A 15,147-nucleotide genomic window follows, 5' to 3' on the forward strand; every position below is an offset into this window, starting at 1 on the left:
TCTTCGCGGTCGGCTCGCTCCTGCCCGGGTCTCTCCGTGATTTCGGTACTGCCCGCTCCCCGTCATGTGCAGCGCCGGTCTTCGATCGAAGCACCCGGGTCGCGCGGCGTCGCGCCGCGTGACATCCGGAAGCCACTACCGAGGACCGGCCCGCAGGCGTCACGGGGACGCGCGTGTGCAGTGCTGTGCGGACGCGGGGCACTTTGTCGGCTGTTCAGTTGTTTATCACGTCAGGCCAGTGTGTGGAGTCGGGGGCGGGTCGCGCTGCGACGCGCCCACCGCGTTCCCCCCTATCAGGGTGGCCTTTGCCCTGGTATGAGAGAGGGAGCGGCGCGCAGCCGCTCCCTTCCACATTATCGGCGCAGGCCGAGCCGCTCGATCAGGGTGCGGTACCGCGTGATGTCCTTGCTCGCGAGGTACTTCAGCAGCCGGCGGCGGCGGCCGACGAGCAGCAGCAGCCCGCGGCGGCTGTGGTGGTCGTGCTTGTGGGTCTTGAGGTGCTCGGTGAGCTCGCTGATGCGCTTGCTCAGCAGCGCGATCTGGACCTCGGGCGACCCGGTGTCACCATCGCCGGTACCGTACTCGGCGATGATCTCCTTCTTGGCGGCGGTGTCGAGCGACAAGGCTCTCCTTAGATCTTCTACGGGCGCACGCGACAATCGGAATGCCGACGAACGACCGTGTGCGCCTACAGTCGCCGTGAGCGGCCGGCGGGCAGCGCGCATCGCGCCGAAACCGAGCCGACACGTCAGGCTACCACCGTGACGGCACCGCCGCGCTCGCCGCGCGCCGGGATCAGCCTGAGAGCAGGCGGCGGGCCTCGTCCACGTCACGGCGCATCTGCTCGATCAGCGCCTCGATGGAGTCGAACTTCACGGTGTCGCGCAGCCGCACGGCGAAGTCGACCACGACGTGGACCCCGTACAGATCGAGGTCGTCGCGGTCGAGGGCGTAGGCCTCGACGGTGCGTTCGACGCCCTCGAAGGTCGGGTTGGTGCCGATGGAGATCGCCGCCGGCCAGCGCTGCCCCTCGTACGGCGAGGGCGACTGGGTGCACTCCAGCCAGCCCGCGTAGACGCCGTCGGCGGGGATCGCGGTGAACGGGGGCGACTCGACGTTGGCTGTCGGGAACCCGAGCAGGGCCCTGCCCCGCTGGTGCCCGCGCACGACCACGCCCTCCACACGGTGCGGGCGGCCGAGGGCCTCGGCGGCGGCCCCGACCTCGCCGTCGGCCAGCCACCGCCGGATCAGGCTGGAGGAGATGGCCTCGCCGTTGCTCACCAGAGGGACGCCCTCGGCGACGAAGTCGTACTTCTCGCCGAGCTGGCGCAGCGTCTCGACGTCGCCCACGGCCTTGTGCCCGAACCGGAAGTTCTCCCCGACGACCACGCCCGCGGCGCGCAGCCGGTCGACCAGGATCGCCTGGACGAACTCGTCGGGGGTCATGCGGGAGAACTCCAGCGTGAACGGCAGCACGCACACGGCGTCCACACCGAGATCGCCGAGCAGTTCCGTGCGGTGACGCGCCGTCGTGAGGCGGGGCGGATGGCTGCCCGGCCTCACCACCTCGTCCGGATGGGGGTCGAACGTGATGACCACGGAGGGGAGCCCCAGGTGCTCCGCCAGGGCCACGGCACGCCGGACCATGCGCTGATGCCCCCGGTGCACACCGTCGAACACCCCGATCGTGACGACGGATCTGCCCCAGTCTCCGGGCACGTCTTGGAGTCCGTGCCAGCCCTGCACCTCAGACCTCGTTCCTGTGCCGATGATCGTGCCCGTTCACCACGCCTGCCGTGCGGGGTGGTTTTCTCCACGGGGTCGAGAGTAGCCCAGCGGGGCGCCGTGGCGAGCACGACCCCGCTCCGGTCCCGTTCCTGGCGCGGCCCGCGGGCGGCTTCTCCGCGCGTCAGGTGAGCGGGTGCACCTCGGGATGGGTGCGCCACCACCGGCTGAAGGCGGGGTTGCCGTCCACGTGGTCGCCGTAGGCGTCGGCCAGGCCCCGGTAGAGGGCGCTCGCGCACGCGGCGCTCAGGCGGTCGCGCCGCCAGGCCACCACGAGCCGGGCGACCTGCGGCTCCCCGGCCAGGGGCCGCACCGACACGCCGGACGGGACCGGCCAGGAGGGGTCGACCAGCCGCACGCCGTGGCCTTCGGCGACCAGCGGGCGCGCCGCGCCGCTGGGGGCGTCGTAGAGCACGCGGGGCTCGTACCCGGCGGCGCGGCAGGAGGCCCGCAGCGCGGCGAGCGACCCGTCGTCGGCGCCCGGCGGGCTGATCCACGCCTCCTCCCTGAGGTCGGCGAGGCTGATCTCCTCCTGGGCGGCCAGCGGGTGCGCGGCCGACAGCGCCACGAAGATCGGGTACCGGGGAACCAGGGTGCGGCTCACCACCGGGGCCACCAGCGTGATGTCGAACCCCTCGATGACGCCGATCAGCGCCGCGTCCAGGTGGCCGCGCGACAACGCCTCGGCCAGCAACGCGGCCGACGGCTCGATGCGCAGGGACACCTCGCGCCCGGGCAGTGCCTCCGACACCCGCCCGACGATGCTCGCCACGCACGCCACGTGCACCGACCCCAGGCGCAGCACGCCGTCGGGGCCGCGGGGCACGCGCAGGTCGCCGAGCAGCGCGTCCACCTCGGCCAGGACGATCCTGGCGCGGGCCACCACCTGGCTGCCGAGGGGCGTCGGCTCGACGCCGGAGCGGCTGCGGACGAACAGCGTGGCGCCGACGAGGTTCTCCAGGTGGTGCAGACGGCTGGTGATGGCCGGCTGGGACAGCCCGAGCCGGGCGGCGGCCCGGGTCACGCTGCCCGTCTCCGCGAGGGCGCAGATCATGCGGAGATGCCGGATCTCAAGGTCCATAAATCCTGATTATGGGCGAATTATTTGGGTTTTTGGGGACCTTTGTTGGACACGGACCGGCAACGCCTTCGCCTCGGACCGGACGCGGCCATAGCCGGAATCTATGAGCGGTTCTATGACGCCCCGCGCGGTTTTGGGGCCAGACTCCGGGCACTGCACGACATCCGGTCTCCGGGCCTGAGCCCCCGGAACCGCCCGGTTCCCCGCCCACCGCATGGGCGGCACGAGCCCACCCCCCGTTTCCTGCGCAACCTCGCGCCTGATGTCCGCATACCCCCCGGAGGTTGTACGTGACGCTCACCCATGCCTGGCGTGTGCCCAGGCTGCTGGCCGTCCCCCTCGTCCTGGCCCTCGGCCTCGCCGTCCAGCCCGCCGCCCCGGCGTCCGCGGCGGCCAGGCCGTCCCCCGCCGCCGTGGCGGGCAAGGACGCCGGACACGTCAGGAAGACCCCCCTCGCGGTCAAGGACCGGCCACCGGTCGGCGCCGCCAAGGACGCCCTGCGCCGCGCCCCCGACGAGCCCGCCGCCGCGCCTGAGCATCCCAGGCCGTCCTCGGCCCGCAAGAGCGCCGCCACGGCCGCCGCGGCCTGCTCGGCGAGCGACTTCACCAGCCGCTCCGGCAGCGCGCTGGTCCAGCAGATCAAGTCCTCGACGACCGACTGCGTCAACACGCTGTTCTCGCTCAGCGGCACCGACGCCTACTACGCGTTCCGTGAGGCGCAGATGACCACGGTCGCGTACGCGCTGCGCGACGGCGCGGTCAACCACCCCGGCGACAACAGCACCGGCCTGGCCCAGCTCGTGCTGTACCTGCGGGCCGGGTACTACGTCCAGTGGTACGACCCCGCCACGGTCGGCACCTACGGGCAGGGGCTGAAGACCGCGATCCAGTCCGCCCTGGACACCTTCTTCGCCGCCTCCCGGGCCTTCACGGTCAGCGACGCCAACGGCGAGGTGCTCGCCGAGGCGATCACGCTCATCGACAGCGCCCAGGAGAACGACCGCTACCTGAACGTCGTCACCCGCGTGCTGAACGGCTACAACAGCTCGTACAACGCGTACTGGTGGATGCTCAACGCGGTCAACAACGTCTACACGGTGCTGTTCCGCGGCCACTACGTGCCCGCGTTCGTGACCAAGGTGCAGTCCGACCCGACGGTGCTGAACACGCTGCGCTCGTTCGCGGTCAACCACCTGGACCTGCTCGGCACCGACAACGCCTACCTGACCTCCAACGCGGGGCGCGAGCTCGGCCGGTTCCTCCAGCACACCGCGATGCAGGCCACCGTGCGGCCGATGGCCAAGGACCTGCTCGGCCGCAGCGCCATCACCGGGCCGTACGCGGCGCTGTGGGTCGGCGTGGCCGAGATGGCCGACGCCTACGACAAGGCCAACTGCGCCTACTACGACGTCTGCGACCTGCAGAACAGGCTCGCGGCGGCCGTGCTGAAGACCACCTACACCTGTAGCCCCAGCATCAAGTTCCGCGCCCAGGACATGACCGCCGCGCAGCTCGCCGACAGCTGCAAGAGCCTGACCAGCCAGGACGCCTACTTCCACGGACTGGTCAATGACGGCGGGCGTCCGGTCGCCAACGACAACAACACCACGATCGAGGTCTGCATCTTCGACTCCAGCACCGACTACCAGACCTACGCCGGGGCGATGTTCGGCATCGACACCAACAACGGCGGCATGTACCTGGAGGGCGACCCGTCGGCGTCCGGTAATCAGCCCCGCTTCATCGCCTACGAGGCGGAATGGGTGCGTCCCACCTTCGAGATCTGGAACCTCAACCACGAGTACACCCACTACCTCGACGGCCGCTTCAACATGTACGGCGACTTCACCGCCGGCATCACCACCCCGACCATCTGGTGGATCGAAGGCTTCGCCGAGTACGTGTCGTACTCCTACCGCAAGGTGACCTACGACGCGGCCATCACCGAGGCCGCGAAGCGGACGTACGCGCTCAGCACGCTGTGGGACACCACCTACTCGCACGACACCACACGCATCTACCGCTGGGGGTACCTCGCCGTCCGGTACATGGTCGAACGGCACCCCTCCGAGCTGTCCACCGTCCTCGGCTACTACCGCGCGGGCAACTGGAACGCCGCGCGGTCCTACCTGACCTCCACCATCGGCAGCCGGTACGACAGCGACTGGCAGACCTGGCTCGCGGCCTGCGCGGCCGGCTCCTGCGCGGGCGGCGGCACCGGCAACCAGGCCCCGGTCGCCCGGTTCACCTACACCACCAACGGGCTCACGGCCACCTTCACCGACGCCTCCACCGACTCCGACGGCGCCATCGCCACGCGCCAGTGGAACTTCGGGGACGGCGGCACCTCCACCGCGGCCACCCCCACGCGGACCTACGCCGCGGCCGGCACCTACACCGTCCAGCTCACCGTCACCGACGACGGCGGGACCTCGGCCACCACCAGCCAGCAGGTCACCGTGACCTCCGGGGGCTCGCAGTTCCCCGAGTGCACGGCCACGCGGACCGACGAGCTCGGCCGTAACTGCCGGCGGAGCAGCCTCTCGGCCACGACCGGGAACTACAAGTACTTCTACCTGAACGTCCCGGCGGGCACGCAGCGGCTGGTCATCACCTCCTCTGGCGGCACCGGCAACGCCGACCTCTACTACAGCCGCTCGTCCTGGGCCACCACCACGGCCTACAGCCAGCGCTCCACGGGCACGGGCAACGCCGAGACGCTGACCATCGCCAACCCGCCCGCCGGATACAACTACATCAGCCTGTACGCGACCCAGGGCTTCTCCGGGGCCGCGATCCGCGTCGAGTACTGATCCGCTCCTCCCCCGCGCCGTCCGAGGCGGGGGATCGCCGGGCCGGGCCTCAGGGTCCGGCCCGGCTTCGCGTGCGCCGGGTCAGGTCATGGGACGAAGACGGCCAGAGCCTTCACCGTCCGGCCGTGCTCCTCCACCAGGGCCAGCAGGTCGCCGTCCGGGCCGAACACGCCGATCGGGCCGCCGCCGAGACCGGCCGCGGGCAGGCGGCCGCCGTGGCCGATCAGCCGGGCCTGGTCCGCCGAGACGTCCATCCGCGGAAAGGCCGCCGCCACCGCCTCGGCCATGGGCAGGATCGCGCAGTCGCCCGCGAGCTGCTCGATGGTGCGGGCCATCGACAGGTCGTAGGGGCCGACGCGGGTCCGGCGCAGGCGGGTCAGATGGCCGCCGACGCCGAGCGCCCGCCCGAGGTCGCGGGCCAGCGAGCGGATGTAGGTGCCGCTGGAGCAGCGCACCGAGGCGTCCACCTCGACGGCCGTCCCCTCGCGGCGCACGGCGGTGACCTCGAAGGCGTGGACGGTGACCGGGCGGGCGGCCAGCTCGACCTCCTCGCCGTCCCTGACGCGCTTGTAGGCGCGCTCGCCGTTCACCTTGATGGCGCTGACCTGCGGCGGGACCTGCGAGATGGGGCCGGTGAGCGCGGCCACCCCCGCGTGCAGCGCCTCGTCGGACACCTGCGCCGCCGAGGTCTCGGACAGGACCTCGCCCTCGGCGTCGTCGGTGTTCGTGGTGACCCCGAGGCGGATCGTCGCGTCGTACCCCTTCTCGGTCAGCGCGAGGTGCCCGAGAAGGCGGGTCGCCTTCTCGACGCCGACGACCAGCACGCCGGTGGCCATCGGGTCCAGCGTGCCCGCGTGGCCGACCCGGCGCGTGCCCGCCAGCCGGCGCAGCTTGCCCACGACATCGTGCGACGTCCACCCGGACGGCTTGTCCACGATGATCAGCCCGCTCGGCGGCGCGGGCGGCCTCGGCCGGGTCACGCCGCGGGCCCGAGCAGGGCGCGCAGCCGCGCGATGGTCCGCTCCGGAGAGTCGTGCGAGGTGAACCCGGCCGCCCGGACGTGGCCGCCGCCGCCCAGCAGCGTGCAGGCGCGGCCGACGTCCACCATGCCCTTGGAGCGGGTGGAGACCTGCCAGGCCCCCTCGTCGTCCTCCTTGAGCACGACCGCGACGTCCGGCTCGTCGGTGCGGCGGATCACGTCGATGATGCCCTCGCACTCGGCGTACGGCAGGCAGTACGCGGCCCGGTCGTCGCGGCGCACGTACGTCCACACCATGCCGTGCCCGCCCGCGGCCTCCTGGTCCAGCGTGGCCCGCTCCAGGGCCGCGGCGAGCACCTTGAGGTAGGCGAACGGGGAACGGTCCCACAGCTCGCGGGCGATCTCGTCGGTGCGCAGGCCCGCCTCCACCAGCCGGGCCGCCATGCGGTGCGCGGCCGGAGTGGTGCAGGAGTGCCGGAAGGAGCCGGTGTCGGTGACCAGGCCGGTGTAGAGGCAGGTGGCGATGTCGCGGTCGAGAGGGCAGCCGAGCCTGCCGAGCAGCTCCTCCACCAGCATGGAGGTGGACGCCGCCGCGGGGTCGACCAGCGGGACGGTGCCGAAGCCGGTGTTGGAGGGGTGGTGGTCGATCACGATCAGCTCCTGGGCCTTGCCGGCGTTCGGCGCGAGCAGGCCCAGACGGTCCACGGTGGGGGTGTCGAAGGTGATCATGAGGTCGGGCTCGGCGGGGTAGTCCTCCGGCTCGGTCAGGAGGTCCTGGCCGGGCAGGTAGCGCAGCAGGCGCGGGACCTCGAACCGGCGGTCGCCGAACGAGGCCGACACCCGCGTGCCCTCGCGCCGCAGGGCCAGGCCCAGGCCGAGCATCGAGCCGAGCGCGTCGCCGTCCGGGCAGACGTGGCAGGCCAGCGCGACCTCCTCGGCTCCCCGGATCAGCTCGCGGGCCCGCCGCCAGTCCGCCTCGCGCACGGCGGGCGTGCCAGGTGCAGTGCCGGTGATCACAGCGCGGAACGCCTCGCCCTCTCGGACGGCTCCTCCACGCCGAGGTCGTCGCCGTCCTCCAGATCCTCGTCCGGCCTGCGGTACGGGTCGGCCTCGCCGGCGTGCACCGCGCCCTCGGCCTTCTTGGCGATCTCCTCGTCCCGGGCGCGCGCCTCGGCGAGCAGCTCGTCCAGGTGGCGGGCGCTGTCGGGCAGGGGGTCGTGGCTGAAGGTCAGCGTCGGAGTGTGCCGCACGCCGGTCTGGCGGCCGACCTCCGAGCGGATGATGCCCTTGGCGCTCTCGAGGGCGGCGGCGGTGTCGGCCCGCTCGGCCTCCGAGCCGAAGACGGTGTAGTAGACCGTCGCGTCGCGGAGGTCGGGGGTGATGCGGGTGTCGGTCACCGTCACGAAACCCAGGCGGGGATCCTTGATCCGCCGCTCCAGCATCTCGGCGACGACCTGCTGAATGCGGTCCGCAAGTTTACGGGCGCGTGCTGCGTCCACGATCGCGCTCCCCCTCTTTGCTCGCTTACTCGCTTAACGGCCCGCGGGAACAGGGACTTCCCGCGGGCCCTAATCTTCGTCCTCGTTGAAGAGCCGATGTCTGGCCGACAGCAACTCGATCTCCGGGTGGAACGCCACCAGCCGCTCACACGCCCGCAACACCTCGTCGCAGTTGGAGGCGGTCGCGGACACCACGGCAACGCCGATCTCGCTACGGCGATGCAGGTCCAGGTGACCGGTCTCGGCCACCGCGACCGCGGGGAACCTGCGGAGCACCTCGGCGATGAGCGGGCGCACCACGGAGCGCTTCTGCTTCAGCGAATGGACGTCGCCGAGCAGGATGTCCAATGTCAGAGCACCTATGTACATGGCCGGCGCCGCGTATCCGGGGGCGAGGGCACGGCGTGGGCGTTCGCGGAGGCCCCGGAGGGACCCCGCGCGGACGCCCGCCGCCGTGCCGTCTCACACCGTCAGACGCGCGGCTTCTCCCGCATCTCGAACGTCTCGATGACGTCGTCGATCTTGATGTCGTTGTATCCGACACCGATACCGCACTCGAAGCCCTCGCGGACCTCGGTCGCGTCGTCCTTGAACCTGCGCAGGGACGACACCGTGAGGTTGTCGGCCACGACGACACCGTCGCGGATGATACGGGCCTTGCTGTTGCGGGTGATCGTGCCCGAGCGGACCAGGCAGCCCGCCACGTTGCCGATCCGCGGGACCTTGAAGACCTCGCGGACCTCGGCCGTGCCGGTCTGGGCCTCCTCGAACTCCGGCTTCAGCATGCCCTTCAGGGCCGCCTCGATCTCCTCGATCGCCTGGTAGATGACCGAGTAGTAGCGGATGTCCACGCCCTCGCGCTCGGCCAGGTCGCGGGCCCGGACCTCCGGGCGCACGTTGAAGCCGATGATGACGGCGTTGTCGTCCGCGATCGCCAGGTTGACGTCGTACTCGGTGATGGCGCCGACCGCGCGGTGGAGCACCCGCAGGCGGACCTCCTCGCCGACGTCGATCTTGAGCAGCGCGTCCTCAAGGGCCTCCACGGAACCGGAGACGTCACCCTTGATGATGAGCTTGAGCTCGTCGGTGGCGCCCTTCTCCATGTCCTTGAAGAGCTCTTCGAGCGTGCGGCGGCGGCTGGACTTCGCCATGTCGGCGATGCGCTGCCGCGCCACGCGCTGCTGGGCGATCTGGCGCGCCATCCGGTCGTCGCTGACGACGATGAAGTTGTCGCCCGCGCTCGGGACGGCCGTCAGGCCCAGCACCAGGACCGGACGCGACGGGTCGGCCTCGGTGACCGGCTGCATGTTGTCGTCGAGCAGGGCACGGACGCGGCCGAACGCCTCGCCACAGACGATCGAGTCGCCGACCCGCAGCGTGCCGCGCTGGACGAGCACCGTGGCCACGGGGCCGCGGCCCTTGTCCAGGTGCGCCTCGATGGCGAGGCCCTGGGCGTCCATCGTCGGGTTGGCGCGCAGGTCGAGCTCGGCGTCCGCCGTGAGCAGGATCGCCTCCAGCAGGTCGTCGATGCCGAGGCCCTGCTTGGCGGAGATGTCCACGAACAGAGTGGAGCCGCCGTACTCTTCGGCCACCAGACCGTACTCGGTGAGCTGGGCCCGCACCTTGTTCGGGTCCGCGCCCTCCTTGTCGATCTTGTTCACCGCGACCACGACCGGCACGTCGGCCGCCTGGGCGTGGTTCAGCGCCTCGATGGTCTGCGGCTTCACGCCGTCGTCCGCGGCGACCACCAGCACGGCGATGTCCGTCGCCTGGGCACCGCGGGCACGCATGGCGGTGAACGCCTCGTGACCCGGGGTGTCGATGAAGGTGATCTTCCGCTCGGCGCCCTCGTGCTCGGTGGCGACCTGGTAGGCGCCGATGTGCTGGGTGATGCCACCGGCCTCGCGGGCCACCACGTTGGTGTTGCGGATGGCGTCCAGCAGCTTGGTCTTACCGTGGTCGACGTGACCCATGACGGTCACGACCGGCGGGCGCGCCTCCAGGTCGGACTCGTCGCCCTCGTCCTCGCCGAACTCGATGTCGAAGGACTCGAGAAGCTCGCGGTCCTCCTCCTCCGGGCTGACGACCTGGATGACGTAGTTGAGCTCGGCGCCCAGGAGCTGCAGGGTCTCCTCGTTCACCGACTGGGTGGCGGTCACCATCTCGCCGAGGTGCAGCATGATCTGCACCAGCGACGCCGGGTTCGCACCGATCTTGTCGGCGAAGTCGGACAGCGAGGCGCCGCGCGGAAGACGCAGGGTCTGGCCGGTGCCACGCGGAACCTGCACGCCGCCGATCGACGGCGCCTGCATGTTGTCGAACTCTTGACGCCTCTGGCGCTTGGACTTGCGGCCACGCGTCGGACGGCCGCCGGGACGCCCGAAGGCTCCCGCCGTGCCACCGCGGCCACGGCCGCCGCCACCGCCGGGACGGCCGGCGAAACCGCCGCCACCGCCACCACCGGGGCCGGCGCCACCCGGGCGACCGGCGCCCGTGCGCGGCCCGGCGAAACCGCCGCCGCCGCCGGGACGGCCCGCGCCGCCACCGCCACCGGGACGTCCGCCGCCGGGACGGCCACCGCCGCCACCGCCGCCGGGACGGCCCGCGCCGCCACCGCCGCCACCGCCCCCACCGGGGCCGAGCGGACGGGAGGGCATCATCATCGGGTTGGGACGGGGACCGCCGGGACGGGGACCGCCCGCGCCGGGCGCACCGGGACGCGGCCCGGCCGCCGGGCCCGGACGCGGGCCTGCCGCACCGGGAGCGCCGGAACGCGCGCCGGGCGGACGCGGCATCGCGCCGTCGCGGGGAGCGCCGTCGCGGCGCGGCTCGCGCGGCGCGCCGTCACGGCGCTCGCGGGGACCACCCTCACGGCCGGGACCACCCTCACGACCGGGACCGCCCTCGCGGCCCGGACGCGGCGGACGCTGGCCCATGCCGCTCGCGGTCGAGGAGAAGGGGTTGTTGCCCGGACGCGGGCCACGCGGGCCCGGCTTCGGAGCCGACGGCCGCGCGGCACCGGGCGTGGGCGCGCCGGAGCGCGGACCACCCGGGCCGCCACCCGGGCCGCCACCGGGACCGGCGGCGGGACGCTGCTGGCCGGGGCCGGGACGGGGGCCGGGCTTCGGGCCGGGACGCGCGCCCGGGGCCGCCGGACGGGGCGCCTCGGACCGAGGCGTGTCGGAACGGGCGGCCTCAGGACGCGGCGCGTCGGTGCGCGGCGCCTCGAACCTGGGGCTCTCGGTGCGCGGAGCTTCCTGCCGCGGGCGCGGGGCCTCCGGGCGCGGCCCGGGAGCCGGGCGCGGGGCCTCCTGCGGAGGCTGCTGGTTGACGTGGGGCATGGGGACGGGCGGACGCGGCGCGACGTTGCCGGGCCCGGGACGCGGCCCGGGACCGGGACGCGGGCCGGGGCGCGGAACCGCCTGGCCGGACGCCGCACCGTTGCCGGCCTGGACGGGGCCTGGCCGGGGGGACGGCTTCTGTGAACCCCTGGAGCCGCCCCTGGAATCGGAGGACCCTCGGGTGAACGCCTCCGTAAGCTTGCGGACCACCGGCGCCTCGATAGTCGAAGACGCCGATCGCACGAACTCGCCCATTTCTTGGAGCTTGGCCATCACGACCTTGCTCTCGACTCCGAACTCCTTGGCGAGCTCGTAGACTCGGACCTTCGCCACTGCACTCCCTAACTCGGCCCGGGAGGCTGTGCCGCCGGACCGTCGCTACTTGTACGTACTCATCGCCGCATGCTCATCAGGCGCTCATCGCTATCTGACCCGCCTATCGACTCGGCGTCCTACATGACAGTTGGTAACCATTCACCCGGTCCTACTCGGCGTCAAGCCCCGCAATACAAGCCCGCACGCTCGACGCGTCGAGCGACCCCGTCGTGCGAAACGCACGCGGGAACGCCCGGCGACGTTCGGCGAGCTCCAGGCAGCGCGGAGCGGGATGCACGTAGGCACCCCGGCCGCGCGACCGCCCTCGCTGGTCGGGAACGATCACGTTCTCGACCACCACCAGGCGGAGCAGCTCGGACTTTACCGTGCGAACCCGGCAGCCCACACATGTTCTGAGAGGGGCCGCCCGGCCACCGTATTCAAGCTTACCTTGTGGAGGCATCGGCGGGACCGACGGCATTGCCCGTATCCCTCGCATCCCCCGGCGGTGTCGCTTGAGTGTCGGGGCGGATGTCGATCCGCCAGCCCGTGAGGCGAGCGGCGAGACGGGCGTTCTGCCCCTCCTTGCCGATCGCGAGGGAGAGCTGGTAGTCGGGCACCGTCACCCGGGCGACGCGACCGTCGAGGTCGACCACTTCCACATGTGAAACCCGGGCGGGCGACAGGGCATTCCCCACGAAATCCGCGGGATCCTCCGACCAGTCGATGATGTCGATCTTCTCGCCGTGCAGTTCGGTCATCACGTTGCGGACCCGCGACCCCATGGGGCCGATGCAGGCGCCCTTGGCGTTGACCCCGCCCCGGCGCGAGCGAACCGCGATCTTGGTGCGATGGCCGGCCTCGCGGGCGATCGCCGCGATCTCGACGGTGCCGTCGGCGATCTCGGGGACCTCCAGGGCGAACAGCTTCTTCACCAGGTTCGGGTGCGTGCGCGACAGCGTGACCGAAGGTCCCTTGTGCCCCTTCTTCACCTGCACGACGTAGCAGCGCAGCCGCTCGCCGTGGACGTACTCCTCGCCGGGGACCTGCTCGGCGTGCGGCAGGATCGCCTCGATCTTGCCCAGGTCGACCAGGACCACCCGCGGGTCCTTGCCCTGCTGGATCACACCCGCGACCAGCTCGCCCTCGCGGCTCGCGAACTCGCCGAAGTTGATCTCGTCCTCGGCGTTCCTCAGCTGCTGCAGGATGACCTGCTTGGCCGTGGTCGCGGCGATGCGGCTGAAGTTGCCCGGAGTGTCGTCGTACTCACGGATGACCTGGCCGTCCTCGTCGAGCTCGGCGGCCCAGATGCTGACGTGCCCTGACTGGCGGTCGAGCTCGGCACGCGCCTTGCCCGCCGCTCCCTCGGTCCGGTGGTACGCGATGAGCAGGGCGTCCTCGATCGCCTTCACGACCAGGTCGAAGGAGATGTCCTTCTCGCGCTCCAGGCTGCGCAGGACGCTCATGTCAATGTCCACAAGGCTCCCCCCTAGCCCTTGCCGCCGTCGCCGCCGGCGTCGTGTTCGTCGTCTTCGTCATCTTCAAGGCCCGGCCCGTCGCCCGGGGCCTCCGGGTCGTCGTCCAGCAGTTCCAGCTCGGCCTCGTCGATCCGGCGGAACTCGACCTGCACCCGCCCCTTGGCGAGCTCGTCCCAGGCGAGCAGGCGCGTCGTGCCTTCCACGGACAGCTTCACCCCCGCGTCGAGGGCCGACAGGACGCGGCCCTCGACCGTGGTGCCGTCGCGCAGGTCGGCCTTCACGAGCCGCCCCCGCGCGCGCCGCCAGTGGCGTGGCTCGGTGAGCGGGCGGTCCACCCCTGGCGAGGTGACCTCCAGGACGTACGGGCCGCCACCCATGACGTCGCTCTCGTCGAGCGCCTTGGACGCCAGCTTGCTGACGTCGGCGAGCTGGTCGAGGCTCACGCCGCCGTCACCGTCCACGATGACGCGCAGCAGCCGCCGCTTGCCCGCGGGCGTGATCGTCACGCCCTCCAGGTCGAGACCCTCCACGGCGACGACGGGTTCGAGAAGCTTGATCAGGCGGTCACGTCGAGCGTCGGCGCCCATGCTGACCTCCCATTGAATATCGGCCGCCCGAAGCGGCGGCCGAAGATGTACCTCGCCCCAACGGTTCACCAGCCTATCGACACCGGGACGCGGAAAGAGCGCCACTCGGACACCCACCCGGTGACGCGCCGTACGATGCTATGTGCCGATCCAGCGAAAGCCGTCATCCACGGGAGGCTCCGTGCGCCAGCGTGCCGTAGCCGTGTCCCGGCGCGCGGTGCTGAGCGGCACCGCCGCGGGCGCGGTCGCCGCCGCCGTCGCGGGCTGCTCCACGGGGCAGCGGGCCGCGACGCCTCCCCGTCCCCTCCCGCCCGACCCCGAGACCGTCCTGCTCACCGAGGTCATCGCCGACAAGGAGCGCATCGTCGCCCTGTACCGCGGGGCCGCCCCGCCGGGGTCGCGGAACGCGGCCGTGCTGCTCGGCTTCCAGCGGCGCCACGAGGCGCATCTGGCCGAGCTGCGCCGCCGCCTGCCGCGGTCGCCCGTGCCCGCCACGCCCACACCGGCCACCCCGTCGCCGTCCGGCTCGCCGCCGGTCCCCTCGTCCTCTTCCTCAGGCTCGGACTCGGGCTCGGACGCGACGGTCTCGATCGGCAGGCTGCGCGAGGCCGAGCGCAAGGCGGCCGCCGCGCGCCCGCGCCAGATCGGCGGCGTCTCGCCGGCCCTCGCGCAGTTGCTCGCCTGCATCGGCGCCTGCGAGGCCGCGCACGTGGCGGCGCTGGCGAGGGTGTCGTGACCGCGCCGCAGGGCCTCGCGGCCCTGAACAAGGCGCTGGACGCCGAGCACGCGGCGGTGTACGCCTACGGGGTCGCGGGCGCGCGCCTGTCCGGCGGGCAGCGCTCCTCGGCCCGGGACGGCTTCAACGCCCATCGCGCGCGGCGCGACCAGCTCCGCGGGCTGATCACGGCGCGGGGCGGCACGCCGTCGGAGTCCGGCGCGGTCTACGCCCTGCCGTTCCCGGTGAACGCCGCCGCCGACGCCGTACGCCTGGCCGCCTTCATCGAGGAGCGGGTGACCGCCGCCTACCTCGAACTGGCCGCCGTCGAGGACGCCGCGCTGCGCCGGCTGGCCGCCCTGGCGATGCAGGAGTGCGCCGTGCGCGGGTACGGCTGGAACCCGCTGATCGCCGACCTGCCCGGCTGGCCCGCGCCCGCGGCGGCCACGCCCGCGCCCACGCAGCCGATGATGCCTCCGCCGGTCTCCCTGGGGTGACGGGCCCGCCGGAATAGCTCCACGTTTGCAGCTCCTGTCCCGGGTAGCTACAGGTCC

General features: G+C 72.3%; 14 protein-coding genes. 3 read left to right on the top strand and 11 right to left on the bottom strand.

Annotated features, from left to right (window positions below):
* Positions 1 to 353 precede the first annotated feature (353 nt).
* The 3 genes from rpsO to BJ982_RS34560 all read right to left on the bottom strand — a co-directional run bounded on the left by rpsO (position 354) and on the right by BJ982_RS34560 (position 2,866).
* Complete coding sequence (gene rpsO / locus BJ982_RS34550) at positions 354 to 623, bottom strand: 30S ribosomal protein S15 (protein ID WP_184887126.1); 270 nt, start codon at positions 621 to 623, stop codon at positions 354 to 356.
* Positions 624 to 795: 172 nt separating this feature from the next.
* Positions 796 to 1,746, bottom strand: coding sequence for a bifunctional riboflavin kinase/FAD synthetase (locus tag BJ982_RS34555; protein WP_184887128.1), 951 nt, complete (start codon positions 1,744 to 1,746; stop codon positions 796 to 798).
* Between the two features lie 163 nt (positions 1,747 to 1,909).
* Positions 1,910 to 2,866: a LysR family transcriptional regulator gene (locus BJ982_RS34560; protein ID WP_184887131.1), complete on the bottom strand. Its 957-nt coding sequence runs from the start codon at positions 2,864 to 2,866 to the stop codon at positions 1,910 to 1,912.
* A 290-nt stretch (positions 2,867 to 3,156) separates the two neighbouring features.
* Between BJ982_RS34560 and BJ982_RS34565 the strand changes: the two genes are divergently transcribed.
* Positions 3,157 to 5,679, top strand: a complete 2,523-nt coding sequence (locus BJ982_RS34565) for a collagenase (RefSeq protein ID WP_239123192.1) — start codon at positions 3,157 to 3,159, stop codon at positions 5,677 to 5,679.
* Positions 5,680 to 5,765: 86 nt separating this feature from the next.
* Here BJ982_RS34565 and truB read toward each other — a convergent pair whose 3' ends face one another.
* From truB to rimP, 8 genes are all read right to left on the bottom strand, one after another.
* Positions 5,766 to 6,659 carry a tRNA pseudouridine(55) synthase TruB gene (gene truB, locus BJ982_RS34570; protein ID WP_184887134.1) on the bottom strand — a complete coding sequence of 298 codons (894 nt, stop codon included), beginning with the start codon at positions 6,657 to 6,659 and terminating at the stop codon, positions 5,766 to 5,768.
* Entirely contained in the window at positions 6,656 to 7,675 is a 1,020-nt protein-coding gene (locus BJ982_RS34575) for a DHH family phosphoesterase (protein ID WP_184887136.1), read from the bottom strand. The genes truB and BJ982_RS34575 overlap by 4 nt, the downstream gene beginning before the upstream one ends.
* The gene (rbfA, locus tag BJ982_RS34580) at positions 7,672 to 8,160 is read right to left on the bottom strand and encodes a 30S ribosome-binding factor RbfA (RefSeq protein WP_184889760.1); all 489 of its coding nucleotides are present in this window, start codon (positions 8,158 to 8,160) and stop codon (positions 7,672 to 7,674) included. The genes BJ982_RS34575 and rbfA overlap by 4 nt, the downstream gene beginning before the upstream one ends.
* Before the next feature lie 66 nt (positions 8,161 to 8,226).
* A complete protein-coding gene (locus BJ982_RS34585; protein WP_184887138.1) occupies positions 8,227 to 8,526 on the bottom strand; it encodes a DUF503 domain-containing protein in 300 nt (99 codons plus the stop codon).
* A 101-nt stretch (positions 8,527 to 8,627) separates the two neighbouring features.
* The gene (gene infB, locus BJ982_RS34590) at positions 8,628 to 11,831 is read right to left on the bottom strand and encodes a translation initiation factor IF-2 (RefSeq protein WP_184887139.1); all 3,204 of its coding nucleotides are present in this window, start codon (positions 11,829 to 11,831) and stop codon (positions 8,628 to 8,630) included.
* Between the two features lie 151 nt (positions 11,832 to 11,982).
* Positions 11,983 to 12,312, bottom strand: coding sequence for a YlxR family protein (locus BJ982_RS34595; RefSeq protein WP_311772294.1), 330 nt, complete (start codon positions 12,310 to 12,312; stop codon positions 11,983 to 11,985).
* Positions 12,260 to 13,279: a transcription termination factor NusA gene (gene nusA, locus BJ982_RS34600; RefSeq protein WP_203959240.1), complete on the bottom strand. Its 1,020-nt coding sequence runs from the start codon at positions 13,277 to 13,279 to the stop codon at positions 12,260 to 12,262. Before nusA ends, BJ982_RS34595 begins: the two co-directional genes overlap by 53 nt.
* Before the next feature lie 23 nt (positions 13,280 to 13,302).
* On the bottom strand, positions 13,303 to 13,878 hold the full coding sequence (gene rimP / locus BJ982_RS34605) for a ribosome maturation factor RimP (RefSeq protein ID WP_184887144.1): 576 nt from the start codon (positions 13,876 to 13,878) through the stop codon (positions 13,303 to 13,305).
* Between the two features lie 181 nt (positions 13,879 to 14,059).
* On the opposite strand from rimP, the gene BJ982_RS40045 reads away from it, so the two are divergent.
* Positions 14,060 to 14,614 (top strand): hypothetical protein, encoded by a 555-nt coding sequence (locus tag BJ982_RS40045; RefSeq protein WP_203959239.1) that lies wholly within the window; start codon positions 14,060 to 14,062, stop codon positions 14,612 to 14,614.
* On the top strand, positions 14,611 to 15,090 hold the full coding sequence (locus BJ982_RS40050; RefSeq protein WP_203959238.1) for a ferritin-like domain-containing protein: 480 nt from the start codon (positions 14,611 to 14,613) through the stop codon (positions 15,088 to 15,090). The genes BJ982_RS40045 and BJ982_RS40050 overlap by 4 nt, the downstream gene beginning before the upstream one ends.
* Positions 15,091 to 15,147: the final 57 nt, after the last annotated feature.

The sequence above is a fragment of the Sphaerisporangium siamense genome (assembly GCF_014205275.1).
Taxonomy (GTDB): domain Bacteria; phylum Actinomycetota; class Actinomycetes; order Streptosporangiales; family Streptosporangiaceae; genus Sphaerisporangium; species Sphaerisporangium siamense.

Coding starts and splice junctions, on each gene's coding strand:
- BJ982_RS34560 (WP_184887131.1), bottom strand. CDS start 2,866: ATGGACCTTGAGATCCGGCATCTCCGCATGATCTGCGCCCTCGCGGAG.
- BJ982_RS34585 (WP_184887138.1), bottom strand. CDS start 8,526: ATGTACATAGGTGCTCTGACATTGGACATCCTGCTCGGCGACGTCCAT.
- BJ982_RS34595 (WP_311772294.1), bottom strand. CDS start 12,312: ATGCGAGGGATACGGGCAATGCCGTCGGTCCCGCCGATGCCTCCACAA.
- nusA (WP_203959240.1), bottom strand. CDS start 13,279: ATGAGCGTCCTGCGCAGCCTGGAGCGCGAGAAGGACATCTCCTTCGAC.
- rimP (WP_184887144.1), bottom strand. CDS start 13,878: ATGGGCGCCGACGCTCGACGTGACCGCCTGATCAAGCTTCTCGAACCC.